This window comes from Rubellimicrobium rubrum, assembly GCF_006152115.1.
GTDB lineage: Bacteria > Pseudomonadota > Alphaproteobacteria > Rhodobacterales > Rhodobacteraceae > Rubellimicrobium > Rubellimicrobium rubrum.
Map to the genome: position 1 here is coordinate 1 of NZ_VDFU01000009.1, position 24,163 is coordinate 24,163.

A 24,163-nucleotide genomic window follows, 5' to 3' on the forward strand; every position below is an offset into this window, starting at 1 on the left:
GCAGGCCTCCGGCCTCCGGCGTGAACCAGGACAAATGGCGCGGCTCGCAGACGATGGCGCCGTCAGTGCGCTGCCTCAAGTCCTGGAAGAAGCCGTCCGCCACTTCCGGCTCGAAGGCGAGGCTGGGCGGGAGCTGCACCAGAAGGGGGCCCAGCTTCGATCCCAGTCCGCTGACCTCGGACAGGAACCGATCCAGGAGGTCGCCCGCCTCCCTGAGACGACGCTCGTGGGTGATGGCCTTAGGGACCTTCACGGCAAAGCGGAAGGTCTGCGGGACCGACGTCGCCCATCGCTCGTAGGTCGAGCGGCGATGCGGCTTGTAGAAGGACGAGTTGATCTCGGCCGCGCCGAACACCTGCCCATAGCGCTCCAGATGGCTTCCCGTGGTCGGGAAGGCGTCGGCGTGCTCCTTGGGAACGTTCCATCCGGCCGTGCCGATGTGAATGCTGATGCTGCGTGACATGGCGCTTCAAACAAGGGACCGGGCTGATAGTCAGATTTGGTGCCCTCGACCCGTCCTGGCAACCGGTCCAGCCACCCGCGGAGGCTGCGGTCAGACCTCCGGGTCGGCGGACGGTTCCATCTACCGCTATAGACTGCTCCCGCAGTCGCGCCGGTTGGGACTGCTCCGCAACGCTCGGGTGAGCGAACGGAAAAGATACCGGGTTCTTTAGATCATCGACCGAACACGGACCACTACGGCCGCAAGCAGTGCCCGGCTGATGCCAAAGGCCGACCTGATGGTGTTCTCGCGCGCTCGCTGATGCTGCTTTCGAGCTATAGCCGAGGAGGCCAATCGACTTGGAACCTTTATTCCAACCTCTTGATCGCGCATGACCCAAGTTCTTGGACATTGTTCTCGTAAGTTCCTAGAGGTTGACAACACGGGGTTCAGCCGGGGGCACCACCTCCTTTAGCCTTGATCAGCATGGGTCGAGGCCGTTTCCAGGGCGTGCCGGCTGGCTGAACACTGTGCATTAAGATTAAATGCACGATATTCGGGACTTCCCGAAGCTCAGGGCCTATCCCGGTCGCAGCCAAGCGACGTTTAAGGAAGGTGCCACCGTGAGACCGCCCCGCACTGCCACCCTGGACCTGATGATCGAATTCGTCATCGAGGAACTGATGTCAGGCGACGGGCAAAGGCGTCGGGCCATGGTACGCCGCATGGCCGAACGCTGGCCGGCCGAACCCGCCTTGGCTCTGGTCTATGCGGTCACCTGTGCCACCGAGACAATCGAGGACACGTTCGGCGACTCTGCGGGGCGGGAACCGATGATCCCCTTGGGATACCGCCTGTCCGCGCTCATATCGGCCGATGTCCATGCAGTGCAATGCATGGGACAGATCCCGTCGGTCGCCGCCGACCTTCTGCACTTCTGGCGGCGTGTCGATCCGCTTTTCCTTCGGATGACCTGATCGCTCTCAGACCATCCGGATAGCCGACTTGTCCACCGCCAGGGTATAGCCCTTCCGGGCAATGTTCCGGACCAGGAGCTCGCTGACCATCTGATTGCCCAGGGTGTCGCGCAACCGCTTGATCCGCGTGGCTCCAGCCGCCTCGTCGCAGTTGGCCGGGTCGCGGCCCGAGATCACGCCCTCGATCTGCGCGCCCGACAGCACTTCGTCGTCCATCCGTGCCTCGGCCAGGACCGCCAAGGTCTCGATGGCAGCCTCGGTCAGCTTGAATTCGAAGTTGTTGAGGTAGACCGTGTTCGACTCGCGCGAGATAAGGAGAGAGTTCACCTCGATCCCCTTGCGCTCGATCTGGCCCATGCGGCGGTTCAACGTGACCAGCATGACAAGGAAAGCGACCGCCGCGATCATCATGGCGGTCGCAAAGACCAGCAGCACGAAGATGATGGATCGGTAGGAACCCAGCACCTGCTCGAACGCCGTCCCCGACTGGGCCAGCACCTCCAGCAGCCGAATCTCGCGCTGGGTGGTGAAGTCGGCTTCCACGAACAGCCGCTCAACCCGCGCGTTGAAGGCATTGGCGTCTGGAAGATTGACGAACAGCAGCACCGCCGCCCCGAGCAGGATGGCGACGACGGCCGCGATCCCGACAATGACGGTCCGGTTGCCCCAGACCCGTGCCTCGGCCGAGGTGACGTCAGTATCGGAGGTAAAACTCGCCAGCGCTTTCACGTCTCTCCTCCAGACCCGACTCGCCAAAGGTAGCGATGACCTCGAGGAGTTGCCAGCCATCCGCAGCGAGTCGCGGCCGCAACTCCTGCTGGGCCTCCTGCACGGAGCAGCCGCCAAAGATCTCGGCTACCCCGTACTGAAGCTCCAGCGGCCCGGTTCGCGATGCCCTGTAATCGGCGTAGCACGGCTCCTGGGCGATGGCGCAGGTCGCAGCCAGGGCGCAAACGAGAGACAGGAGGAGAATGCGAAATCTCATGAGATACAAGTGTCCTAGCACGATCCGCTATTCAATAACCGGGTCCTAAACCCCGTGGTGCAGGGCTCGATCAGGCCCAAGCTTAGAGGGTGTCATTGTATGACGTCCACCTCTGGACGATCTGTCGGGCAAGCCGGTCTGCCCCTGTGGCCGATCTTCACGAAAGCCCTGCCGTCATGATTCGACCCTTCGCCACGTCAGCCGTCATCCTGGCGCTCGCCCTGGCGTCGAGCGAGCCTGTCCTGGCCCAAAGCCGGGCCGAGCGGCAGTCCATGGGGGCGGAACGGGGCTCGAATGGCGTCGTCATGGGCCTTGCGGCGCTGGCGGTTCTTGGTCTCGCGATCCATGCGGCGCAGGACGACGATGACGACAAGAAGGATGAGCGACCACGTGTGCCGGCCCGCTGCCTGGTGGACTGGCCCACCCATGATGGTGCCGTGGCGCTTTATGACGCGGACTGCCTGGATCTCGAATACCGGGCGGCTTCGCGCCTGCCGCTGGATTGCGCTGTGACGGTGCGGAGCCATGGACGATTCGTCTCTGGCTTCTCGCCCGACTGCCTGCGCGAGGAAGGCTGGCGGCTGCAGCGAGATTGACCGTTTCGGCCGAAGCCCCCTGTCTCGGGGCTGAAGGCCGGGAAGTGGCGCGGACCCGTCGCCCCAGTGGTCCGTGCCGAACTCAGGGAGGGGCCCTTCGGGGCCTCTCCCGACCAAAGGATCCGGATTGGCGCTGGCTCTTCGCCCCAGTCGGCCTGCGTCATGACGGGGGAGGAGCCCTTCGGGGCTCCTCCCGCAGATCCGGCCCGCTTGCTCCAGAGGGGTCAGGCCGGCCAGATGGGGCGCATGAGAATCACCCCCGACTTTGCCCATGAGGACGCTCTCCTCGCCCAGGGACACCGATGGATTGCCGGCGTGGACGAGGTGGGCCGCGGCCCGCTGGCCGGTCCCGTGGTGGCCGCTGCCGTGATTCTCGATCCCGAGCGCATCCCGGCGGGCCTTTACGACAGCAAGAGCATGACTGCCCGCAGCCGCGACCGCGCCGCTCAGGCCATACGCGAATCGGCGCAGGTGGGTCTGGGAGAAGCCTCGGTCGAGGAAATCGAGACGCTCAACATCCTCCGCGCCACCCATCTGGCGATGCGCCGCGCCTTGGCGGATCTGGGCAGGCCGGTGGATCATGCGCTGATTGACGGCCTGCAGCTGCCTCCGAATCTGGACTGCCCGGCGACCGGCCTCGTGCGCGGCGACTCGCGGAGCCTATCCATCGCAGCGGCCTCGATCGTGGCCAAGGTGTGGCGCGACGGGATCATGGTCACGCTGGCGCAACAGCACCCGGGATACGGCTGGGAGACCAACATGGGTTATGGGTCCAAAAGACACATAACGGCGCTACAGGCCTTGGGTCCGTCCCCATTCCATAGACGAACCTTCAGTCCCGTCCACAAGGTCTTGTGGCAAGCAGAAAAGGTAAGTTCCTGATCACTTTTGGCTTTTGACAGTCTCCTTCGCTGACCTCAACTTATCCCCAACCAGAGCGGAACAATTCGCCGGTTCATGAGGCAGTGAATGGCAGAAACGGCAGTGGCGGAGCGCCTGAACGGCGCTCTGAACAGGATACTTGCAGGCGATTGCATCGAAGTCATGCGTCGCCTGCCGGACGCGAGCGTGGACCTCGTGTTCGCTGATCCCCCCTACAACCTTCAATTGAAGGGGGAACTGCACCGGCCCGACAACTCCCGCGTCAATGGCGTGGAAGAAGGTTGGGACCGGTTCAGCAGCTTCGGCGATTACGACCGGTTCACCCGCGAATGGCTGCGCGAAGCGCAGCGCGTCCTGAAGCCCCACGGGGCGATCTGGGTGATCGGATCCTACCACAACATCTTTCGCCTCGGGGCCGAGCTCCAGAACCAGGGCTTCTGGATCCTGAACGACGTCGTGTGGCGCAAGTCGAACCCCATGCCCAACTTCCGGGGCAAGCGGCTGACCAACGCCCATGAGACACTGATCTGGGCCTCCAAAGCAGAGGCCTCGAAGTACACCTTCAACTACGACGCGCTGAAGGCGCTGAACGAAGGTGTGCAGATGCGGTCGGACTGGGTCCTGCCGATCTGCACCGGGCATGAGCGGCTCAAGGGCGAGGACGGGGCCAAGGCGCATCCGACCCAGAAGCCCGAGTCGCTCCTGCACCGGATCATCCTGGCGACGACCAACCCAGGCGACGTGGTGCTCGATCCGTTCTTCGGGACGGGCACCACGGGCGCCGTGGCCAAGCGCCTGGGCCGCGACTTCATCGGCATCGAACGCGAGGACTCCTACCGCAAGGCGGCCGAGGCGCGCATCGCCCAGATCCGCCGACTCGACAGCGTCGCGCTGGAGACGACCTCCTCCAAGAAGGCCGAACCTCGCGTCGCCTTCGGTGTCCTCGTGGAACGCGGCATGCTCCGTCCGGGCGAGGAGCTTTGGTCCTTGGGGGGGCGTCACAAGGCCAAGGTCCGAGCCGACGGCACCCTTGTGGGCCAGGACGTGAAGGGGTCGATCCATCAGGTGGGCGCGCATCTCGAAGGCGCCCCATCCTGCAACGGCTGGACCTATTGGCACTTCCGGCGTGACGGCGGCTACGTCCCCATCGACGTCCTGCGCCAGCAGGTCCGTGCGGAGATGGCCCAGCACCACTGAGATTCAGGAAATTGGCCCACCCGTTCTGGGTGGGCCTCAGATCCGCCGGAGCCGGCGAGCGCCCTCATGCGCCCGGCTCCCACCTGGGCCCTGCCGTCGGCTCGCTACCCGGCAGGGCCTTTTTTCTTCTTATCGCCGGACTGTGCCCCGGAATCAACACCACATCGTGGGGTTGAGTCGTTCAAGCCTGAACAGTCGGTTCAGCATCCGCGATCAATGGCGACGTCAGGGCCACGGCCAGCACCCGGCGCATGACCGTCGGGATCATGTCCGGACTGAAGCGGTCGGCCGGAACGAAGGACGCCTGGCCGGCTTGCGTGTCCAACGGCAGGCGCGCGACCATGACGCGCAAGCCCAGAGCGAAATGCGAGAACCCGTGTCGCGCCTCGGTGTTGAGCGCGGTCCAGGGGCCAGCGACAGGGGGCGGCGCCTCCTCTTCGCCGCGGTCCCAGGCCGAGCCGGGCCAGCCCAGCATCCCACCCAGCATCCGGTCCGCCCCCCGTGTCTCCAAGAGCCAGGCGCCATCTTCGCGCCGCCCGACATAGACGACCCCACGCCTTTGGGGCACCTCCCGCTTGGGCGGCTTCACGGGCCGGTCCTTCTGGACGCCCCGCTTGCGGGCAAGGCAGGGCTCGCGCCAGGGACAGACCACGCAGGCGGGCGAGCGCGGAGTGCAGATCGTGGCTCCCAGGTCCATCACTGCTTGGGCATGGTCGCCAGGACGCTCGGATGGCGTGAGGGAATCGGCATAGGCCCGGATCTCGTTGCGGGCGGCAGGAAGCGGTGTGGCGATATCGAAGACGCGCGTCATCACCCGCTCGACGTTGCCGTCCACCACGACGGCCCGCTGCCCAAAGGCGATCGAGGCGACCGACGCTGCCGTGTAGGCCCCGATCCCCGGAAGGGTGCGCAGCTCCGCCTCGGTTCGCGGGAACCCGCCACAGGCCGCGACGGCCCTCGCACAGGCCAAGAGGTTGCGAGCCCGGGCATAGTAACCCAGGCCTGCCCATTCGGCCATGACATCGGCGTCCTCGGCCGCCGCAAGCGCCTCCACCGTCGGCCAGCGGGCAGTGAAGCGCTCGAAATAACCTTTCACTGCCGCCACGGTGGTCTGTTGCAGCATGACCTCGGAGAGCCACACCCGGTACGGGTCCGGCTTGGCGCCCGAGCCCGGCGGCACGCGCCAGGGCAGGGTCCGGGCGTGGCGGTCGTACCATGCCAGCAGGTCGTTCGAGAGATCCGCGTTCATTCTTCCGTTCCGGGGGCTGTCGCCGCTGCACCCGCCGGCCTATCATCAAGCGGACCACAGGAAAGCTGATGTCGTGAGCCGTCACGGTTATTTCACCCCCGCCTCGGACCTCCTGCGCGCAAAGATCCGCGAGTTGGGAGAGGCGCGGGGCTTCTCGGCCACGCGTCTCCTCACCCATTGGCCCGAGATCGTGGGAGAATCCATTGCCGCCATCGCCAAGCCGCTGGAGGTTCGCCACCCCCGAGGCAAGAAGGCTGCGGAGGAGGGCGCGACGCTCACCATCCTGGCGCTGGGCGCTGCGGCGCTGCGGCTCGAGATGGAAAAGGAGCGGCTGCGCGAGCGGGTGAATGCCTGCTACGGCTACAACGCCATTGCCAAGATCCGGATCAAGCAAGCGGGGCCCGAGTCCTTCACCGCCGGTCCGGCCCCTGTCCAGCGGCCCCCTGTCACAAGCTCCGTGCCCCCGAGCCCGTCCGAACCTCTTGCCAATGGCGTGAGCGACACGGAATTGAGACTTGCGCTCGCTGCGCTCGCCGCCAATGTCCTGTCGAAGTCCCGGACCTGACGGGACACCCGCAATTTCGAGGCCCGTCCATGAAGAGACCCGTCCTTTTCGCCGCCCTGACTTCCGTGTTCGCTTTGGGGGGGACGGCGTTGCCGTTGTCCGCCTGGGCGCAGGAAGCCGCGACGCCGACCCCGGACGCTGCCTCCGAGCAGGCCGCTACCCCCGACCAGACGGCCGAGGCCGAGCCTGTCACGATCCCGGACATGGCGCAGGGTGCCGAGGACGCGCCGGTCACCATCATCGAATACGGCTCCTTCACCTGTCCGCACTGTGCGGCCTTCCACGCTGATCAGTACCAGCAGCTCAAGACCGACTACATCGACACCGGCAAGGTGCGCTTCGTCTTCCGCGAGGTCTACTTCGACCGATTCGGCCTATGGGCCTCGATGATCGCGCGTTGCGGCGGCGAGATGCGCTTCTTCGGGATCAGCGACATCCTTTACGACACCCAGCGCGAATGGATCGGTGAAGGCGACCCGGCCGCCATCGCCGACAACCTCCGTCGGATCGGCAAGACCGCCGGGATGGACGACGCCACGCTCGATGCCTGCCTCAAGGACGAGACGCAGGCCGAGGCGCTGGTCGCCTGGTACACCGAAAACGCCGAGCGCGACGGCATCCAGTCCACGCCGACCTTCATCATCAACGGCGAGACGCATTCCAACATGGCCTACGAGGAGCTGCAGCAGATCCTCGAGGCGGAGCTGACCGAAACCGCGCAGTGACCGCCGGACGCCCCCCGCTCGATGGCCTGAGGGTTCTCGAGCTTGCTCGCATCCTGGCCGGCCCTTGGGCCGGTCAGTTGTTGTCGGACCTGGGCGCGACCGTGGTGAAGGTCGAAAGCCCCGAGGGTGACGACACCCGCCGCTGGGGCCCGCCGTTCATCGACCATGACGGGGAGTCGGCGGCCGCCTACTTCCACGCCTGCAACAGGGGGAAGCGGTCGGTCGTCGCTGACTTCGCGACCCAGGAGGGCCAAGAGACCGTGCGCCGCCTCGCGGCCGGGGCCGACGTGGTGATCGAGAACTTCAAGCTAGGCGGTCTTGATCGCTATGGGTTGGGCTGGGAGGCGCTGTCCGCCTCGAACCCCCGGCTCGTCTGGTGCTCGATCACCGGATTCGGCCAGGACGGGCCTTATGCCCACCGGGCGGGCTACGACTACATCGTGCAGGGCATGTCGGGGCTGATGTCCGTCACGGGCGATCCCGGCGGCGAGCCGCAGAAGGTCGGGGTCGCCGTGACCGACATCTTTACCGGGCTTTATGCCGCCACGGCGATCCTGGCGGCGATCCATCAGCGGAACGCGACCGGAACGGGCCAGCGGATCGACATGGCGCTGCTTGACGTCGCCACGGCCATCACCGCCAATCAGGCCATGAACTACTTGGCCAGCGGCGTCGCCCCCATGCGGATGGGCAATGCGCATCCGAATATCGTTCCCTATCAGGTTTTTTCCTGTGCCGACGGGCACGCGATCGTGGCGGTGGGCAACGATGGCCAGTTCCGCCGCCTTTGCAGCCTGCTCGGGCTCGAAGCCCTGGCGAGCGACCCGGCCTATGCGACGAACCCCGCCCGCCTGATCCACCGAGCGACCTTGGTGCCGATCCTTCAGGATGCCATGCTTCGGCTGACGCGCGACGATCTCCTCGGGCGGTGCGAGGCGCAGGGCGTTCCGGCCGGTCCGATCAACGACATGGCCGATGTCTTTGCCGATCCGCAGGTCGTCGCGCGAAGGCTGCGGATTGACCCGGATGGCGTGCCGGGGGTCCGAACTCCTATCGTCTTCTCGGACGCTTCTCTCTCGCTCGACCGGGCTTCGCCGCGCCTTGGGGAGCATCAGGACACCCTGTCCGCCCCCTGGGGCTAGCCAAGGCCCAACCGGGCCAGCGCCGCATCGAGCGGGCCCCAATCGTCGAGGTGCAGCCGCACTGGCACGGTGAGCACGCGGGCGCGAAAGGCCGGAGGCAGCCGCGCGGCGTCCTTTTCGGTGGTGACGAGTTGCGCGCCCAAGCGAGCCGCATCGGCCTCGAGCCGCTGCAGCAGCGACGGCCCCAGCGGCTGGTGGTCGTCGAAGGACCTGGTTGCCACGATGTCGGCCCCAAGATCCCGGAGGGTGGCGAAGAACTTCTCGGGCTGCCCGATGCCGGCAAAGGCCAAGGTTCGGAGGCCGGCCCAGGGCATCCCTGTGGGCAGCGGGCGCAACTCGCCCCGGATATGCGGACGCCCGTCCATCATGGGCCCCCAGCGGTGCGTGAAGCGGTCCTGGGCGGCGGCGTCTCCGACCGAGATGACCGCATCCGCTCGCGCCAGCCCCACGCGAACCGGTTCGCGCAGCGGTCCAGCCGGGATCGCCCGTCCATTTCCCCAGCCACGCGCCGCGTCCACGACAATGCAGGACAGAGTCTTTCGGACGGACGGGTTCTGGAAGCCGTCGTCGAGTAGCACTGCCGAAGCACCGGCGGCTTCGGCCGCCCGGACACCCGCTGCGCGGTCCCGCGAAATCCAGGTGGGGACAAAGGCCGACAGGAGCAGGGGTTCGTCGCCCACCTCCTCGGCGGAATGGGAGGGAAGAACCTGCATGGGCCCGGCCAGCCGGCCTCCATGCCCCCGCGACACCACATGCACCGCGACGTTCCAGGCCAGGAGCCGCTCGGCCAGCGCGATGGCCAACGGGGTCTTGCCCGTCCCGCCCGCATCGAGGTTCCCCACGCAGATCACCGGAACGGCGGCCTCGTGGGGCGCACCCCGGGCCAACCGCCGCGCCGTCAGCCCGGCGTAGAGCATCCCCAACGGGCTCAGGACGCGGGCGGGCCAGCCGCCGTCCGGATCATACCACCAGTGTGGCGGACGCATCAGGCGCTCGTCACCGCGCCAAGCGCGGGCATGGTGACGCCAAGGTCGCCGGTGGTCTGTTCCCGGGCCAGATGCTCGCGGATCAGGTCGGCCACCCTGTTCGCCACATCTGCGCCTTGGGTTGCCACGTCCCAGCCGGCATGGGCCATGGCCGCGGCACGGTCGGATGCGAGCAGCGCCTCGACCGCGCGGCCGAGTTCGGCGCCGTTCAAGACGACGCGCGCCGCGCCCGCGGCATCCAGGCGCGCCCAGACCTCATCGAAGGGGGCCTTTGCCGGGCCATGAATCAGGGCCGACCCCAGTGCTGCGCCTTCGAACGGGTGACGACCGCTTGGGCCGCCCAAGAGCGTGCCGCCCATGAAGGTGACAGGGGCCAGCCGAAGCCACATCCCCATCTCGCCGGTGCCGTCGGCGAGGTACACCTGCGTGTCGTCCTCGGGCTCGTTGCCATCGGCCCTCAAAGCCACCGTGAGGCCGGCCTCGGTCAGTGCCTTGGCCATGGCAGGCGCATCCTCGGTGGACCGGGGAGCAAGGATGAGAAGGAGCCGATGGGCGCTGCGGCTCGCGTGGCGATGCGCTGCGACCACGGCGGGCAGTTCGGACAAGGGCAGATCCCCGGCCAGCCAGACGGGGCGGGCACCGATGGTCTGCGCCAGGTCGCGCCTCTCGCGTTCGTTGCAGGGGAGGACGGGTGATGGGGCATCCAGCGGCGGCGCGATCTCCAGCCGGTCCTCGGGCAGGCCCGCGCGCCACAGCCGCTCGGCGGCGGCGTCGCCCGTCACCAGCGCCCGATCGAACAGCGGCACCACCGCCCGGCCGAGGCCCGGCCATCGGGCCCCGCGCTCCAGCAGTTGCGGTTCTGGCGCGCCCTCGACCAGCAGCTTCGGCATTCGCGCCAGGGACAGCAGAGCCGGCCGCAGCCCGCCGCCGGCCCAAAGCAGCAGGTCTGGCCGCCAATGGTCCAGAAAGGCGCGCGCAGCCGGCATGGTGTCCACGGGGGCCGGCCGCAAGATCACGCGTGGGGGCGTGGCGGGCGGTTCGACGTACCGGGGCAGGGTCAGCAGAAGGGAGGTTTCGGACTCCAGGCGTTCGGCCATGGCGAGGACAGGCGGCAGGCGCTCTGCACTGTCGGCGTGGACCCAAAGGAGCGGCCCGTCCGGACGGGGCGGCTCCGCCTCTGTGCTTGAGCCGCCGGGACCAGCCAGCAGCAGGTAGGCCCCGAGCGCCAGGGATCGGGGCATCGCGTGCCGCAGGTCAGTGCCCAAGCTCTTCGGTGGCGGAGGCGGCCACCTCCTCGTCCCGGAGTCGGTGAATATGGGCAATGAAGTAACGCATGTGGGCGTTGTCCACGGTGCGCTGCGCTTCGGCCTTCCAGGCCGTGAAGGCCGAGGCGTAGTCGGGGAACATGCCCACCATGTGGATCTTGTCGACGTCACGAAACACGTTCTTCGTGGGATCGACGAGTTCGCCGCCAAAGACGAGATGCAGGCGCTGGGTCATGGAATGCTCCTTTGAAGAACGCGCCGCACCCTAAGCAAATAACCCTGAGGGTCAAGTTAACGGCGATCAGTCCCCCGCGAGCGTCATGCTCTCGACGAGAAGGGATGGGACCACCCGAGTCAGCCAGGGTCGCGCGTCATTGGCCGGAATGATGCGTCGCAGCATGTCCCTAAGGTTGCCCGCGATGGTGCATTCATTCACCGGATAGGCGATCTCTCCATTCTCCACCCAGAAGCCCGACGCCCCGCGGGAGTAGTCGCCCGTGTTCGGATTGATCGTCGAGCCGATCAGAGAGGTCACGAGAAGGCCCGTGCCCATCTGCCGCATCAGGTCCTCGGGGGTGGCTTCGCCTTGGGTGAGGGCAATGTTCGTGACGGATGGCGATGGCGTGCCGCTCGGGCTTCGCGCGGCGTTGCCCGTGCTCTCGAGTCCGAGGCGCCGGGCCGAGGCGAGGTCCAGCGTCCAGGTCGCGAGCTGCCCTTTGTCCACGATCGGGCGCGAGCGGGTCGGCAATCCTTCTGCGTCCCACAGTCGCGAGGCCGGGCTGCGCGGACGGTGCGGATCCTCGGTCAGGGACAGGTGATCGGGCAGGACCTGCGTTCCCATGGCGTCGCGCAGGAAGGACGAGCCCCGCGCGATGGCCGCGCCGTTGATGGCGGAGAGGAGATGGCCGATGAGCGACGAGGACACCCGCTCGTCGTACAGGATCGGGAAGGTTCCGGTCCGGGGCTTGCGTGATCCTTCCCGCGCGGCGGCCCGCTCTCCCGCGGTGCGGCCGATCTCCTCGGGGCTGCGAAGATCGGCGGCAAAGACCCGCGAGTCCCAGTCGTAGTCCCGCTCCATTCCCGTGCCGGTTCCGCTGATCGCTCCGCAGGAAAAGCCGTGGTCGCTTCGGCTGTAGCTGGCCGAAAAGCCGTTGGTTGCCGCCAAGGCCACCTCGCGCCGGGACCAGCCGGCCGAGGCGGACACGACTTGCGTCACGCCGGGCACCGCCAGCGCCGCGGCTTCGGCCTCACGGGCGCGGGCCTCCAGAGCGGCGGGCTCGGGGTCGGCGGCGGGATCCGTCAGCTCAAGGCGATCGGCATCGCGGTCCTGCGCCAGTTGGCCAGGGTCGGCCAAGCCAACCGAAGGATCCTCCGGAGCTTCGCGCGCCATGGCGACCGCGCGCTCGGCCATGGCGGCCAGCGTGGCGTCACGACGGTCCGAGGAGGACACCACCGCCTGACGATGTCCGATCATCACGCGAAGGCCGAGGTCGATTCCCTCGGCCCGCTGCGCCTCCTCCAGCGTCCCGTGGCGGACCTCGACGGACACCTGGGTGCCCTGCACCACCAAGGCGTCGGCCGACTCGGCGCCCGCTGCGCGGGCCGCGTCGAGTAGGCGGGCGGTGAGGTCCTGAAGCGATGCCATGGCGCGTCCTTTTCTGTCCCCGTCCGAGTTAGGCTGCCTTGGGAACCGGGGCAAGCATGGTCGGGAGGCACGCTCAGCCGTAAGGACGAGCCCGGTCCTCGTCCTGAGGATTGACCTTCATGAGCCGGAGGGGGTGGTTCGTTCTCCGGCTCACCTGAGGGTTGAGCCTCCGGGTCAAGGCACGGCGCACCAACTAGGTCCACCCACCCCGGACCGACGAGGACAGCATGCAATCCGCCACGAAGTGGTGGAGCAGGGTTCCCCGCCGGGCCGGTGGGACGGCCTTGACCGCCTCACTGCAGCCGCTGGCCGTTCGCGAGAAGCTGGCCGTCCTCCGTCACCTCGATGCGCGAGGTGAGCTGGTCGTCGCCCACGGGCGTGGTGAAGGCCCCCAGCATCATGCGCGCGCCCATCACCTGATCCTCGGGCAGGAGACCCAGCGCAACAAGGCCATCGATGAGCCCGTTCACGCCGTTCAACTGAAGGTCCACCGCACCCGCCGGGCGGGGCACGCCCGGGAAGGTCGTCAGGTCCGAGTTGTCGAAGGTGAACGCGCCGCTTCCCGTGATCTCGGCCCCGCCGAAGGTAATGCGGAGGTCGTTCAGGTCGGCCGAGTTCACCTGCGCCGGCATCTCGGCCGCGGCCATGGCTTCGGCCTGGGCAGGATCGACGGCATCGAACAGGAGCGTCGCCGTGCCGGTCATGTCGAGCACAAGGGACGCCGGATCGTGCGGCAGCAGTCCCTGCGGGTCGAACATTCCCCAGATCTCCTCGTTGAGGGCAAGATCGGTGAGGTTCAGGCCCAGAGCCCAGGGCGCGGGAGCCTGCGTCTTGGACAACGGCATCTCGAAGGTGATGCCGTACTGGGCGATGCTGGCCGTGATCGGCATGGGCATGGCCGAGGTCGTCACGTCCAGCGCCACGTTCTTGGCCGTGGAGTTGTAGGCCACCGCGTCTTTGCTGAGCCGGAAGCTCATCTCGCTGCCTTGGGTCGTGAAGTTCCCGCTGCTCGTGCCCGAGCTGTCGGTCATCTCGAACATGTAGCTGCCGTTCGCCGTCGTGTAGCCGCCGTCCACCGCCATGCCATTCATCAGCAGCATCTCCGGATCGGTCGCCGGATCGAGGGGCAGGGTAACCGCGGCCTGCGTGGCCACAGTGTTCACCTTGCCGGACAGCATGAGGTGCGACCCGTCCTCGGGGTTGGTGGCGTCGATCAGCAGGTCCATCGAGGCCGCGCCGAGGTCGTAGCCCAAATCGCGCATCGTGCCGGTGTTCGAAGTATAGCGGCCCGACACGTCGTTGAACGCAAGAAGAGCCTCGGCCGGGACATCGGACCCGCCCTCGCTAAGGCGGTCGAGCTCGACGGCGTAGCGGGCTGCCGCGACATCGTAGGTAAGTGCGCCGGGATCGCCCGACACCGTCATCGTCATGCCGTTCTGGCGCAGCGCGAGCGCAATCTCGGACGCCTCCGAACCTGTTCCGGGGTCGGCGGGCGTGGTGATGGTGATCGGGTATTCCTCGGACATGGTCACCGTGACCGTGCCATCGCCGTTTTCCGTGAACACCAGCTCGGGCAGGTTGCCCGTGGCGGTCGAGCCGTCCTCGCCGGTGATGTCGAAGCCGAGGTCGGTCACGGTAAGGACATCGCCCTCCTGCGACTCCGAGCCGATCGTGACGGCATCCTCGCCGTAAAGGCCCATCTGGGCCTTCCAGTCGTCCCAGACCTGCTGCGCCGTGACATCCGCGAAGGCTGGGCCCGCCGACAAGGCCACGAGCAGGGCAGTGGCCGAAACGGCCAGGTTGGGCTTGAATGCGGTCATCGAAGAACTCCCTGATGAATGTAGCGCCCCTTCCCTCGCCCGTGCAGCAAAGGGCGGTCAAGGTCGGGTTTTCGGCACTCGGGCCGGACCTTAGGGCCGGGCAGGACGGCAAGGAAGGGAAAAGCGGGCCGCAGCGTTGCCCATTCCGGGAAACTCCGTGCGAGCAGCCCGCGAGGATCTAGCGGCGGCCGCGCGCCTTGGGCACCCGCGACAGGAAGTGCGGCGGGCGCTTGGACACCCATTCGATGAACCGGGCCAAGCGGGGGTGGGCGCGCAGGGCCTCAGGCGTGGCGTAGTCGCGCGCCAACTCGGCCTCGCTCAGGGTCGCGTGGATTTCCTTGTGGCAGATGTGGTGCAGCAGAACCGTCGGCCCGCCCTTGCCGCCCTTCAGCTTCGGGACAAGGTGATGAAGGCTCTTGGGCGCGTCCGGAGGGATCGGCCGGTCGCACAGGGCGCAGACCGGGTCCGCCTCGGGAGAGTCGGCCGGCTCAGGGTCGGAGTGGCGTGTTCGTCGCGCGCGGGCCATGGATCCACAGATCGGAACGGCGCCACGCTCGGACAAGCGCAGCGGCACGAAACGCTCGCGACAGTGATCGCCCGCGGCCCTGGCCCGTCTTGCGGAACCGACCGGCCGCTGGCACCGCTGCCCCCAGGAGCATCGTGAGGAGCCCGCCTGTTGCCACTGCCCCCATCGGACGCAGGTCCATCACCCCCGGACGAGACGGCACAAATCATCGATCACCCGGGGGCGCTCGTGGTCGGTGGGGGTCCTGCCGGCCTTGCCGCGGCAGAGGTCCTGTCCGATGCGGGGTGGCCCGTCCTTCTGGCCGATGCCATGCCGTCGCCCGCGCGCAAGTTCCTGATGGCGGGGAAGTCGGGACTGAACCTGACCAAGGACGAGCCGCGCGACCTGTTCCACGCCGCCTATGCGCCGGACGGGGCGATGCCGCCGGCCCTGGACGCCGCGCTGCGGGGCTTCGGATCGGCCGAGGTGATGGACTGGGCTCGCGGCCTTGGGCAGGAGGTGTTCACGGGCTCCACCGGGCGGGTTTTTCCGACCGCATGGAAGGCGTCGCCCCTTCTGCGCGCTTGGCTCAGCCGATTGAACGGCCGACAGGTCGCCCTGATGCCCCGCTGGCGCTGGATCGGTTTCGATAAGGACCTGTCGCGCTTTGACACGCCCGATGGGCCGCGCTTCGTCCGCCCCGGCGCGACGATCCTGGCCATGGGCGGAGCGAGCTGGCGCCGGCTTGGCTCGGATGGCGAATGGGCGCGATGCTTCGGCGATGTGACCCCATTCTCCCCTTCGAACATGGGCCTGCTCGCCACCTGGTCCCCCCACATGGCTCGCCACCTGGGCGAGCCCGTCAAGGGCGGGGCCTGGAGCGCGGGCGGCCTGACCTCGCGCGGCGAGGTGGTAGTTTCGGCGCGCGGGCTGGAGGGTGGTGGCCTTTATCCCCTATCACGGCCTTTGAGGGAGGGAGCCCCCCTAACGCTGGACCTGTTCCCCGACCTGACCGAGGAGGCGCTTCGGCAGAAGCTCGGGTCCCGCGGGCGCGAGAGCCTCGGCAACCGCCTGCGCAAGCGACTCGGGCTTGAAGGGGTGCGTGCGGCGCTCCTGCAGGAATGGGGCCGTCCCTTGCCGGACGACCTGCCTCCCCTGCTCAAGCGGCTCCCTGTGCGCCATGACGGGCCGCGACCGCTGGACGAGGCGATCTCGACCGCCGGGGGGCTCCGCTTCGGGGCGCTCAGCGATCGTCTCATGCTCCGGGACCGGCCGGGCGTCTTCGCGGCGGGCGAGATGCTGGATTGGGAGGCTCCGACGGGGGGCTACCTTCTCACGGCTTGCCTGGCCACGGGCCGGCTGGCGGGGCAGGGCGCCGCGGCCTGGCTGGACGGCCATGGGTCCGGCCGATCCCCGGAGGAGCGGGAACCGGCAGAAAAGCCCGCATTGGTGGGCCGGCTCGGCTTCCCATCGACGCCGGCTTCGGATTAGGTGGTCGGGACCACGACGAGGGGACCCGCCATGGCTCTATCCTACCGCCTCGGCACCGCGAGCGCTCTCGCCTTGCTGCTAGCGGGCACCAGTCTGGCGCAGGACCGCGCCGTGACCTACACGCTGTATGGCACGCCAGGCCTGCTCGAGATGCCGTCGGCTCTCAGTGCCGACGACGGAGAGATCGCAGGCACCGTCGGCTACTTCGGTGGCCAGCTCCGCACGTCGTTCACCTTCCAGGTCACGCCGCGGCTGTCCGGAACCTTCCGGTACACGGGCATCCCCGACTACTCGGAGGGCGATGATGCGTTCTGGGACCGCAGCTTCGACCTGCGCTTCCGCTTCAACGACGAGGGGCGCTACCTTCCGGCCCTTGCCGTGGGGCTTCAGGATTTCCTGGGCACCGGCGTCTATTCGGCCGAATACCTCGTTGCCACCAAGACCGTGGGCGACGCCTTCCGGGTGACCGCCGGCCTGGGATGGGGACGGTTGGGAACGTACAACGGCTTCTCCAATCCCCTCGGTGCCCTGGGCGAGCGCTTCGAGACCCGGCCCGATGTCTTCGAGTCGGGGGATGAAGGAGGCACGCCGGGCGTGGAGGCCTTTTTCCGGGGTGACGCTGCCTTTTTCGGCGGCCTCGAATGGGCCCCCAGCGAGCGTTGGATCCTAAAAGCCGAGTATTCGTCCGACGATGCCTATCTCGACAGCCAGGGCGATCCCCTGTTCGACCGCGACTCTCCGCTGAACTTCGGCGTGACCTGGCGGCCGCTGCCGGGCGTGCAACTGGGCCTAGGTTATCTTTACGGGACGCAGCTGTCCTTCACGGGCACGGTGACTGTGAACCCGAACAACCGTCCTTTCGGCGCAGGCTTCGATCCCGCGCCGCAGCCAGTGGCTGTCCGGGCCGAGGCCTTGCGCGCCGCCCAGAGCTGGGACCGTTCCACCCTGCCCGAGGCGACGCTGCGCGACCGCCTCCGCGAGGCACTGCGGACCGAAGGAATCGAACTCCTGTCGGTGGACCTGACCGACCGCAGCGCCCGTCTGCGCTACAGCAACACCCGCTATCGGGCCGAGGCGCAGGCCATGGGCCGGGTGGCCCGCATCCTGACCCAAGAGCTTCCCCCTTCCATCGAGAGCTTGACCCTCGAGCCCGTGCAGAGCGGCATCCCGCTGTCGGCCGTGACCTTCGCGCGCTCCAGCATCGAGGCGTACGAGAACGAGGTCGGGGGCACGGCGGCCAGCCTTGATCAGGCCGCCTTTGGCAACGCCGGCAGTGCGGCGGGCCTTGTGCCCGTGCCGCCCGGCCGCGACGCCTTCACCTGGGGCCTGCGCCCTTACTTCGGGCTCCTTCTCTTCAACGCGGACGACAACTTCCGTGTGAGCTTCGGGGCCGAACTGTCGGCAGCCTACCGAATCAGGCCGAACCTGATCCTGTCAGGGGCGATCCGCCAGCCTCTCCTGCGCAGCGGGGGCGAAGGCGCCGACGAGGAGGAGCCGATCAACGGCATTCCGGTCGTGCGCCGGAATGCGGGCCTGTACGGGGACGACGGCAACCCCACGCTCGAGGATTTGACGCTGGCCTATTACGGACGGCCCGGGCGCGACCTCTTCAGCCGCGTGACCGTCGGTTATCTCGAATCGATGTATGGCGGGGTTTCGGCCGAGGTTCTCTGGAAACCCGTGGAGTCGCGCTTGGGTGTCGGCGCCGAGGTCAACTACGCCGTACAGCGCGACTACGATCAGCTGTTCGAGTTCCGGGACTACGACACCGTCACCGGGCACGTTTCGGCCTACTACGACTTCGGCAACGGCTTCCACGGCCAAGTCGACGCCGGCCGCTATCTTGCCGGTGACTGGGGTGCCACCGTGACTCTGGACCGTGAGTTCGAGAACGGCTGGAGCGTGGGGGGGTACTTCACCCTGACGGATATCTCCTTCGAAGACTTCGGTGAGGGATCCTTTGACAAGGGCATCCGGGTGACGATCCCGCTGGACTTCGCCCTGGGCCGACCCACCCGGCGCGAGGTGTCCAACACCCTGCGCTCGCTCAACCGCGACGGCGGCGCACGGCTCAACGTCGATGGGCGGCTCTACGACACGGTGCGCCAGGGACATTACGGGGATCTCGAGGATTCATGGGGGCGGTTCTGGAGATGAGGCAGACGATCTGGGGGGCGCTGGCCGCCCTTGCTCTGGCAGGCTGCTCCGGAGAGAGCGGGCCGGGGAACGCTCCTTCGCAGGAGGACGCAGGTGGCGGGGCTGTGGCGGGGGCCGTATCGCAGCTTCAGGGCTTCATCGGTGGTTTGAACTCCCGATCCGAGGTCAGCGCACAGCGGAGCATCCCGGGAGGCTTTACCTCCGAGGCGATCGCGGCAGAACCAGGCGCCTACCGCCTGGTGCAGGTCAACGCGCTCGGCCTCCTGGAGCCGGCGCGGGTGATTCAGGGGAACGGGAGCGAGATCACTCTCGCCCTCCAGTCCGGGCCTACGGCGGCCTATGACGGCGGCGTCCTGGTCGCGACACGTGGCTTTGGGGATGATCTCATGGTAATGGACTCGGCCGGGGTCCTATCCGCGCTGCAATCGGGCGGCGGCTCGGTGTCCAGAAGGATGGAAACGCTGAACGGACAGGATCAGATCCAAACATTCCTGTTTAATTGCACGATCACTTCGGCGGGCAGCGAAGCGGTCAATTTGGGCGTGCGCGCGATTCCCCTTCGTCGGATGGATGAGCGGTGCCAGGGTGACGCCATTATCTTCAACAATATCTATTGGTTGGACGACGCAGGCAGCATTGCCGCGTCACGGCAGTATGTGTCGCCGACTGTGGCATATTTGCGCAGCAATCGGCTTTGACTCGCCAAGCTCGGCGTCGTCCAAAGCAAAATTGTTGAGTCGGCTCGCCAATGAAGCTACGTCTGTCTCAACGCTTTGTTACTAACTGGAGTAGAGACATGCGCCTCACCAAAGCCCTCCTGGCTTCTGCCGTTGCTGCAACCCTGGCCAGCCAAGCCGTCGCCGGTGGCTTCGCCCCCGTCGTGGTTGACGCCGCGCCCGTCGAGCCCGTGGTCGTCGTGGAGCCGGAAGCTCCCCGTTCGACCTTTGGCATCCTGCTCCCGCTCGCGCTGCTGGGTGGCCTCGTGGCCCTCGCCGTCGCTTCGGACGACGAGTCGGAAGACGAGTGAACAGTGATCTAATTGCCGCAAGGCAATGAGGTTCAGCAAGGCAGGCCGGTCGGCCTGCCTTGTTTCGTTCAGGGTCGAATGCCATGATCGTGAAGACGGCCCCGGCCGTGCATATCCAAAGGAGCAGTCACATGACCTATCTCAAGTCCCTCGTGCTCGCCGCCGCCGCGGCGACCCTGGCCAGCCAAGCCGTTGCCGGTGGCTTCGCCCCCGTCGTGGTTGACGCCGCGCCTGTCGCCCCCGTCGAAGTCGTTGAGCCCGCCGCTCCCCGTTCGACCTTCGGCATCCTGCTGCCGCTCGCCCTCCTGGGCGGCCTGGTGGCCCTCGCCGTCGCTTCGGACGACGAGTCGGAAGACGAATAAGCCCGGCTGCCATTCGGCAATCGGACGATGCCAAGGCAGGCCGCGAGGCCTGCCTTGAGCGTTTCAAGGGGGGTCCGATGCTGATCCGGCTAGTTCTCAGGTCGCCAGTCGCATCAGCGCCCGTTCGACCAAGGCACGATCCGGCATCCGTCCTCCCGACCTCAGCGCCAGATCCAGATCGATGAGCGTCCGTAGCGCATCCTCGATCCTCTCACGCCGCCACGACTCGGCCGCGCGGGCCAGGGCCTGTCGGCGCGGACCGCCAACCGGCGGCCGCAGTCCCGCCAGACCGGCCTGCACACCCCCCGGATCGCTTGCCACCGTCAGCAGCGCACGGAAATGCCGAAGCGATTGGATCGTCACGGTCACCGGTCCTACGCCCTGCGCGCCCAGCCCCACCAGCAAGGGCCCGATCTGATCCCGGCGCCCAGCCGTGACCGCCGCCAGGAGATCATCCACTTCGGCCTCCTCCGCCTGAGGGGCGAGTGCCGCGACCGTTGCAAGGTCGAGGAAGCCATCGCTGTCCAGCTGGTGAAGGGAAAGCCGCTCCACGAGGCCACGGAAGTCCCCCGGAGGCAGCGAATGCGCCAGACTCACCAGATAATCTCGCGCGGCAGCCTCCGTGCGCTCCAGCCCGGCTGCGCGCAGCATGTCCACGACCTCGCCTTCGGTCAGAGGGTCGTCGTAGAGCGTGATAGCGGCGGTTTCGCGCCGGCTTTCCATCAGCTTGCGAAGCGCGCCCTTGGCGGCGAGACTCGTCCCGGTCAGGATAAGACGCGCATCGGCGGGCGTCCAAGTCTCCATGGCGCTTGATACCGCTGGGGCCACGCCGTCGGTCGCATCCTCGACCAGCACGGCCCGGGGGCCCGGAAAAAACCCGACGGCCTTCAGCGCGTCGAGAACCAGCGCCGGATCGCGTCGTACATCGGGACCGGACAACCGTTCAAGCCGCATCTCGGCCTCGCCCTGCGGTCCCAGGAGGGTGGCCAAGAGGTCAGCCCTGGCCTGGGCCACGCGTGCGCCGTCCTCCCCGGTGATGAGAATGGCGGCTATGGCCGGGTCGGGCCGCTTCAGGAATGCCTTCGCATCCCTCGTCGAGAGCTTCAAGGAAGGGTTCCCGGCGGAAGCAGCGCGAGCCGCGTCACCACATCATCGGCGAGAAGGATCATCAGGCGCTCCCGTGCGTCCTCCTCGGCCGAACGGGTCGCGACGATGGTGCCGGTGGCCGAGTAGCCCGCAAAACCGGTCGCTTCTCCTTGCGCCAGCACCGCGCCCGAGTCCGCAGCCAAAAGCCGCCACGGCGCCCGGCCCTCAAGGTTGTAGCGGGTGATTGCGCCATCCGGCGTGACGGCGGCCGAGACTTCCTCGACCACCGGATCCACGGCGAGCCTGAGTGTTGGCGCTTCCGTCTGTCCCAGCCGGTCTTCCAGGCGGGCGCGAAGACGGAAACCGTCCTGCGTATCCGGTGCCTCGACCGTCACGCGGTCCCTCAGCGCCCGGCCCACGCCACCGGGGGCATGGACCGGTGCGAATCCGCAGGCGGCGAGGATCAGAGGCGCCGCCAGCAGCGCTCTCCGGCTGATCACCTCAGGCCACAACGTTGACGATCCGGCCGGGCACCACGATGACCTTCTTGGGCGCGACCCCGTCCAGGCTCCGTGACACTGCCTCAAGGGCCAGACGCTCGATCTCTGCGACGGCGAGGTCCCGGGCCACCTGGATCTCGCCCCGGCGCTTGCCGTTCACCTGGATCGGCAGGGTGATGCTATCCTCGACCAGCATCGCCCGGTCCGCCTTGGGCCAAGGCGCCTGAGCGCAAAGCCCGTCGCCGCCCAGAAGCGTCCAGAGCTCCTCGGACAGGTGCGGCGTCATCGGCGCCATCAGCTGGACCAGGGTGCGCGCCGCCTTCTGCTTGACCCCGGCACCGGCGTCCGATTTCGACAGCATGTTGGTGAAGCCGTAAAGCTTCGCGATCGCGGCGTTGAAGCCGAAGCTCTCGATGACTTGGGACACCTCGTGGACGATCTTGTGCCGCGCCCGCTCCAGTGCGGTATCTGCGACGGCGTTGGGTTTGTCCTGCGACGAGGCCGCCTCGTGGGCCAGACGCCAGACGCGCGACAGATGCTTGTAGGCCGCCTCGGCCCCTGAAGCCGTCCATTCCACGTCCCGCTCTGGCGGAGAGTCGGAGAGCACGAACCAGCGGGCGGTATCGGCCCCATAGGTCGCGACGATGCCGACCGGGTCCACGACGTTTTTCTTGGACTTGGACATCTTCGCCGAGGAGATCACCTCGACCGGCGCGCCGGTGTCCTTGAGCTTGCCGCCTTCGACCTCTTCCGGAAAGTGGTAGACCGGGCGGCCGTTCTCGTCGCGGCTTTGGTATATCTCGTGGGTCACCATGCCTTGCGTGAACAGCGCATCGAAGGGCTCGCGCGCGCTCGCGGGCAGGTGCCCCGTTTTCACCATCGCCCGGGCAAAGAAGCGCGAATAGAGCAAGTGCAGGATCGCATGCTCGATGCCGCCGATGTACTGGTCGACGTTCATCCAGTAGGCGGCCTCGTCCATTTCGGTTGGGGTGACAGCCTGTGGCGCGGTGAAGCGAGCGTAATACCAGCTCGAGTCCACGAAGGTGTCCATCGTGTCCGTCTCGCGCCGGGCCTCCTTGCCGCATTGGGGGCAGGGGGCGCGTCCCCAGGTCGGATGCCGGTCGAGCGGGTTGCCCGGACGGTCGAAAGTGACGTCTTCGGGCAATTCAACAGGCAGTTGATCCCGCGGCACCGGCACCGCGCCACAATCAGCGCAATGGATCACCGGGATCGGGCAACCCCAGTAGCGCTGCCGGGACAGGAGCCAGTCGCGGAGCCGGTAGCGGGTGACGCCCTTGCCCCAGCCCTCCGCTTCGGCTTGGGCGACCGCAGCCTCGACGCCTTGATCGGAGGTTTGGACCTCTTCTCCCGCAAACAGCTTCACGTAACGGACGGGCTCGGACTTCTGGGGGGTGAAGGCGTCCGCGCCTTCCTCGGGGCGGACATGCTCTCCTTGGGCGGGAACGAAGGTCGATACCACCGGCAACTGGTACTTGCGGGCGAAATCCAAGTCGCGGCCGTCATGCGCCGGGCAGCCGAAGATCGCGCCGGTGCCGTAGTCCATCAGGATGAAGTTGGCGATCCAGACCGGCAACTCCCAGGAGTCGTCCAGCGGGTGCCGCACGCGCAGTCCGGTGTCGATGCCGGTCTTCTCGGCGGTTTCGATGGCCTCCTCGGTGGTGCCCCCCTTGCGGGCTTCCTCGCAGTAGGCCGCAATCGATGGGTCCTCGGCGGACAAGGCCTTGGCCAGCGGATGGTCGGGCGACACCGCGACGAAGCTCGCCCCCAGCAGGGTGTCGGGGCGGGTGGTGTACACGGGAATGGAGTCGAAGCCCTGTGCCGGCTCGGTCATCTGGAAGGCCAGTTCCAGCCCGCGCGAGCGGCCGATCCAGTTCGCCTGCATCAGCTTCACCTTGGCGGGCCAGTCGTCCAGGCCGTCCAATGCGTCCAGCAGATCCCCGGCCATATCCGAGATCTTGAAGAACCACTGCGTGAGCTCACGCCGCTCGACCTCCGCGCCCGAGCGCCAGCCCTTGCCGTCCACGACCTGCTCGTTGGCGAGCACGGTCATCTCGACCGGGTCCCAGTTCACGACGGCGGCTCGGCGGGTGACGAGGTCGGCATCCAGCATGTCGAGGAACAGCGCCTGCTGCTGGCCGTAGTACTCCGGGTCGCAGGTGGCGAATTCCCGGCTCCAGTCGATGGAAAAGCCCAAGGGCTTCATCTGCCCGCGCATGTCGGCGATGTTGGCGTAGGTCCAATCCTTAGGGTGCCCCCCGCTGGCCATGGCCGCGTTCTCGGCCGGAAGGCCGAAGGCATCCCAGCCCATCGGGTGCAGCACGGCATGACCCGTGGCCCGCCGATGGCGCGCCACCACGTCGCCCATGGTGTAGTTGCGGACGTGCCCCATGTGGATGCGCCCGGATGGATAAGGGAACATCTCGAGGACATAGTACTTCGGCTTCTCGGGATCGGCCTTGGCGCGGAAGCAGCCCGCCTCGTCCCAGGCCGCCTGCCAGCGGGCTTCGATCGTGGGGGCGGAGTAGGGGGGCATGTCGG

At 67.4% G+C, this 24,163-nt stretch carries 25 protein-coding genes; 12 read left to right on the forward strand and 13 right to left on the reverse strand.

Going from position 1 to position 24,163, the window contains the following annotated elements:
- On the reverse strand, positions 1 to 463 hold a 463-nt coding region (locus tag FHG66_RS09615), incomplete at its 3' end, for a DUF72 domain-containing protein (RefSeq protein WP_139076545.1).
- A gap of 602 nt (positions 464 to 1,065) precedes the next feature.
- Here FHG66_RS09615 and FHG66_RS09620 point away from each other — a divergent pair.
- Entirely contained in the window at positions 1,066 to 1,419 is a 354-nt protein-coding gene (locus tag FHG66_RS09620) for a hypothetical protein (RefSeq protein WP_139076546.1), read from the forward strand.
- A 6-nt stretch (positions 1,420 to 1,425) separates the two neighbouring features.
- Here the strand turns inward: FHG66_RS09620 and FHG66_RS09625 are convergent, their stop codons facing one another.
- Together FHG66_RS09625 and FHG66_RS09630 are read right to left on the reverse strand one after the other, a co-directional pair.
- Positions 1,426 to 2,139: a winged helix-turn-helix domain-containing protein gene (locus FHG66_RS09625; RefSeq protein WP_246082542.1), complete on the reverse strand. Its 714-nt coding sequence runs from the start codon at positions 2,137 to 2,139 to the stop codon at positions 1,426 to 1,428.
- Positions 2,114 to 2,404, reverse strand: coding sequence for a hypothetical protein (locus tag FHG66_RS09630; protein WP_139076547.1), 291 nt, complete (start codon positions 2,402 to 2,404; stop codon positions 2,114 to 2,116). Before FHG66_RS09630 ends, FHG66_RS09625 begins: the two co-directional genes overlap by 26 nt.
- 176 nt (positions 2,405 to 2,580) lie before the next feature.
- On the opposite strand from FHG66_RS09630, the gene FHG66_RS09635 reads away from it, so the two are divergent.
- From FHG66_RS09635 to FHG66_RS09645, 3 genes are all read left to right on the forward strand, one after another.
- The gene (locus FHG66_RS09635; protein ID WP_139076548.1) at positions 2,581 to 3,000 is read left to right on the forward strand and encodes a hypothetical protein; all 420 of its coding nucleotides are present in this window, start codon (positions 2,581 to 2,583) and stop codon (positions 2,998 to 3,000) included.
- A gap of 237 nt (positions 3,001 to 3,237) precedes the next feature.
- Entirely contained in the window at positions 3,238 to 3,882 is a 645-nt protein-coding gene (locus FHG66_RS09640; protein WP_425471721.1) for a ribonuclease HII, read from the forward strand.
- An 87-nt stretch (positions 3,883 to 3,969) separates the two neighbouring features.
- On the forward strand, positions 3,970 to 5,079 hold the full coding sequence (locus FHG66_RS09645; RefSeq protein ID WP_139076550.1) for a site-specific DNA-methyltransferase: 1,110 nt from the start codon (positions 3,970 to 3,972) through the stop codon (positions 5,077 to 5,079).
- Positions 5,080 to 5,260: 181 nt separating this feature from the next.
- Here the strand turns inward: FHG66_RS09645 and FHG66_RS09650 are convergent, their stop codons facing one another.
- On the reverse strand, positions 5,261 to 6,328 hold the full coding sequence (locus FHG66_RS09650) for an A/G-specific adenine glycosylase (protein WP_139076551.1): 1,068 nt from the start codon (positions 6,326 to 6,328) through the stop codon (positions 5,261 to 5,263).
- A 73-nt stretch (positions 6,329 to 6,401) separates the two neighbouring features.
- Here FHG66_RS09650 and FHG66_RS09655 point away from each other — a divergent pair, with 73 nt between their 5' ends.
- The 3 genes from FHG66_RS09655 to FHG66_RS09665 are packed head-to-tail and all read left to right on the forward strand — an operon-like array spanning position 6,402 to position 8,760.
- Positions 6,402 to 6,893 (forward strand): DUF721 domain-containing protein, encoded by a 492-nt coding sequence (locus FHG66_RS09655; RefSeq protein WP_176556184.1) that lies wholly within the window; start codon positions 6,402 to 6,404, stop codon positions 6,891 to 6,893.
- A 29-nt stretch (positions 6,894 to 6,922) separates the two neighbouring features.
- Positions 6,923 to 7,618 (forward strand): DsbA family protein, encoded by a 696-nt coding sequence (locus FHG66_RS09660; RefSeq protein ID WP_139076553.1) that lies wholly within the window; start codon positions 6,923 to 6,925, stop codon positions 7,616 to 7,618.
- Entirely contained in the window at positions 7,615 to 8,760 is a 1,146-nt protein-coding gene (locus FHG66_RS09665; protein ID WP_139076554.1) for a CaiB/BaiF CoA transferase family protein, read from the forward strand. Before FHG66_RS09660 ends, FHG66_RS09665 begins: the two co-directional genes overlap by 4 nt.
- Here FHG66_RS09665 and lpxK read toward each other — a convergent pair.
- The 6 genes from lpxK to FHG66_RS09695 form a co-directional block, all read right to left on the reverse strand.
- Positions 8,757 to 9,746: a tetraacyldisaccharide 4'-kinase gene (gene lpxK / locus FHG66_RS09670; RefSeq protein WP_139076555.1), complete on the reverse strand. Its 990-nt coding sequence runs from the start codon at positions 9,744 to 9,746 to the stop codon at positions 8,757 to 8,759. The two genes, FHG66_RS09665 and lpxK, sit on opposite strands and share 4 nt — an antisense overlap.
- Positions 9,746 to 10,987 (reverse strand): 3-deoxy-D-manno-octulosonic acid transferase, encoded by a 1,242-nt coding sequence (locus FHG66_RS09675; protein ID WP_139076556.1) that lies wholly within the window; start codon positions 10,985 to 10,987, stop codon positions 9,746 to 9,748. Before FHG66_RS09675 ends, lpxK begins: the two co-directional genes overlap by 1 nt.
- Before the next feature lie 13 nt (positions 10,988 to 11,000).
- Positions 11,001 to 11,246, reverse strand: coding sequence for a DUF4170 domain-containing protein (locus FHG66_RS09680; RefSeq protein ID WP_139076557.1), 246 nt, complete (start codon positions 11,244 to 11,246; stop codon positions 11,001 to 11,003).
- Between the two features lie 66 nt (positions 11,247 to 11,312).
- A complete protein-coding gene (locus tag FHG66_RS09685; protein ID WP_139076558.1) occupies positions 11,313 to 12,656 on the reverse strand; it encodes a TldD/PmbA family protein in 1,344 nt (447 codons plus the stop codon).
- Between the two features lie 293 nt (positions 12,657 to 12,949).
- A complete protein-coding gene (locus FHG66_RS09690) occupies positions 12,950 to 14,476 on the reverse strand; it encodes a DUF2125 domain-containing protein (RefSeq protein WP_139076559.1) in 1,527 nt (508 codons plus the stop codon).
- A 178-nt stretch (positions 14,477 to 14,654) separates the two neighbouring features.
- On the reverse strand, positions 14,655 to 15,002 hold the full coding sequence (locus FHG66_RS09695) for an HNH endonuclease (RefSeq protein ID WP_139076684.1): 348 nt from the start codon (positions 15,000 to 15,002) through the stop codon (positions 14,655 to 14,657).
- A 204-nt stretch (positions 15,003 to 15,206) separates the two neighbouring features.
- Here FHG66_RS09695 and FHG66_RS09700 point away from each other — a divergent pair, with 204 nt between their 5' ends.
- The 5 genes from FHG66_RS09700 to FHG66_RS09720 all read left to right on the forward strand — a co-directional run bounded on the left by FHG66_RS09700 (position 15,207) and on the right by FHG66_RS09720 (position 20,018).
- Positions 15,207 to 16,472, forward strand: coding sequence for a TIGR03862 family flavoprotein (locus tag FHG66_RS09700; RefSeq protein ID WP_139076685.1), 1,266 nt, complete (start codon positions 15,207 to 15,209; stop codon positions 16,470 to 16,472).
- 30 nt (positions 16,473 to 16,502) lie between these two features.
- The gene (locus FHG66_RS09705) at positions 16,503 to 18,629 is read left to right on the forward strand and encodes a YjbH domain-containing protein (RefSeq protein ID WP_139076560.1); all 2,127 of its coding nucleotides are present in this window, start codon (positions 16,503 to 16,505) and stop codon (positions 18,627 to 18,629) included.
- A gap of 104 nt (positions 18,630 to 18,733) precedes the next feature.
- Positions 18,734 to 19,327, forward strand: a complete 594-nt coding sequence (locus FHG66_RS09710) for a YjbF family lipoprotein (RefSeq protein WP_176556185.1) — start codon at positions 18,734 to 18,736, stop codon at positions 19,325 to 19,327.
- Between the two features lie 98 nt (positions 19,328 to 19,425).
- The gene (locus tag FHG66_RS09715; protein WP_139076562.1) at positions 19,426 to 19,656 is read left to right on the forward strand and encodes a hypothetical protein; all 231 of its coding nucleotides are present in this window, start codon (positions 19,426 to 19,428) and stop codon (positions 19,654 to 19,656) included.
- Between the two features lie 131 nt (positions 19,657 to 19,787).
- Complete coding sequence (locus FHG66_RS09720; RefSeq protein ID WP_139076563.1) at positions 19,788 to 20,018, forward strand: hypothetical protein; 231 nt, start codon at positions 19,788 to 19,790, stop codon at positions 20,016 to 20,018.
- A gap of 96 nt (positions 20,019 to 20,114) precedes the next feature.
- Here FHG66_RS09720 and FHG66_RS09725 read toward each other — a convergent pair whose 3' ends face one another.
- The 3 genes from FHG66_RS09725 to leuS are packed head-to-tail and all read right to left on the reverse strand — an operon-like array spanning position 20,115 to position 24,158.
- Positions 20,115 to 21,125: a DNA polymerase III subunit delta gene (locus tag FHG66_RS09725; RefSeq protein ID WP_139076564.1), complete on the reverse strand. Its 1,011-nt coding sequence runs from the start codon at positions 21,123 to 21,125 to the stop codon at positions 20,115 to 20,117.
- A complete protein-coding gene (gene lptE / locus FHG66_RS09730; protein WP_246082539.1) occupies positions 21,122 to 21,604 on the reverse strand; it encodes an LPS assembly lipoprotein LptE in 483 nt (160 codons plus the stop codon). Before lptE ends, FHG66_RS09725 begins: the two co-directional genes overlap by 4 nt.
- Position 21,605: 1 nt before the next feature.
- On the reverse strand, positions 21,606 to 24,158 hold the full coding sequence (gene leuS, locus FHG66_RS09735; protein WP_139076687.1) for a leucine--tRNA ligase: 2,553 nt from the start codon (positions 24,156 to 24,158) through the stop codon (positions 21,606 to 21,608).
- Positions 24,159 to 24,163: the final 5 nt, after the last annotated feature.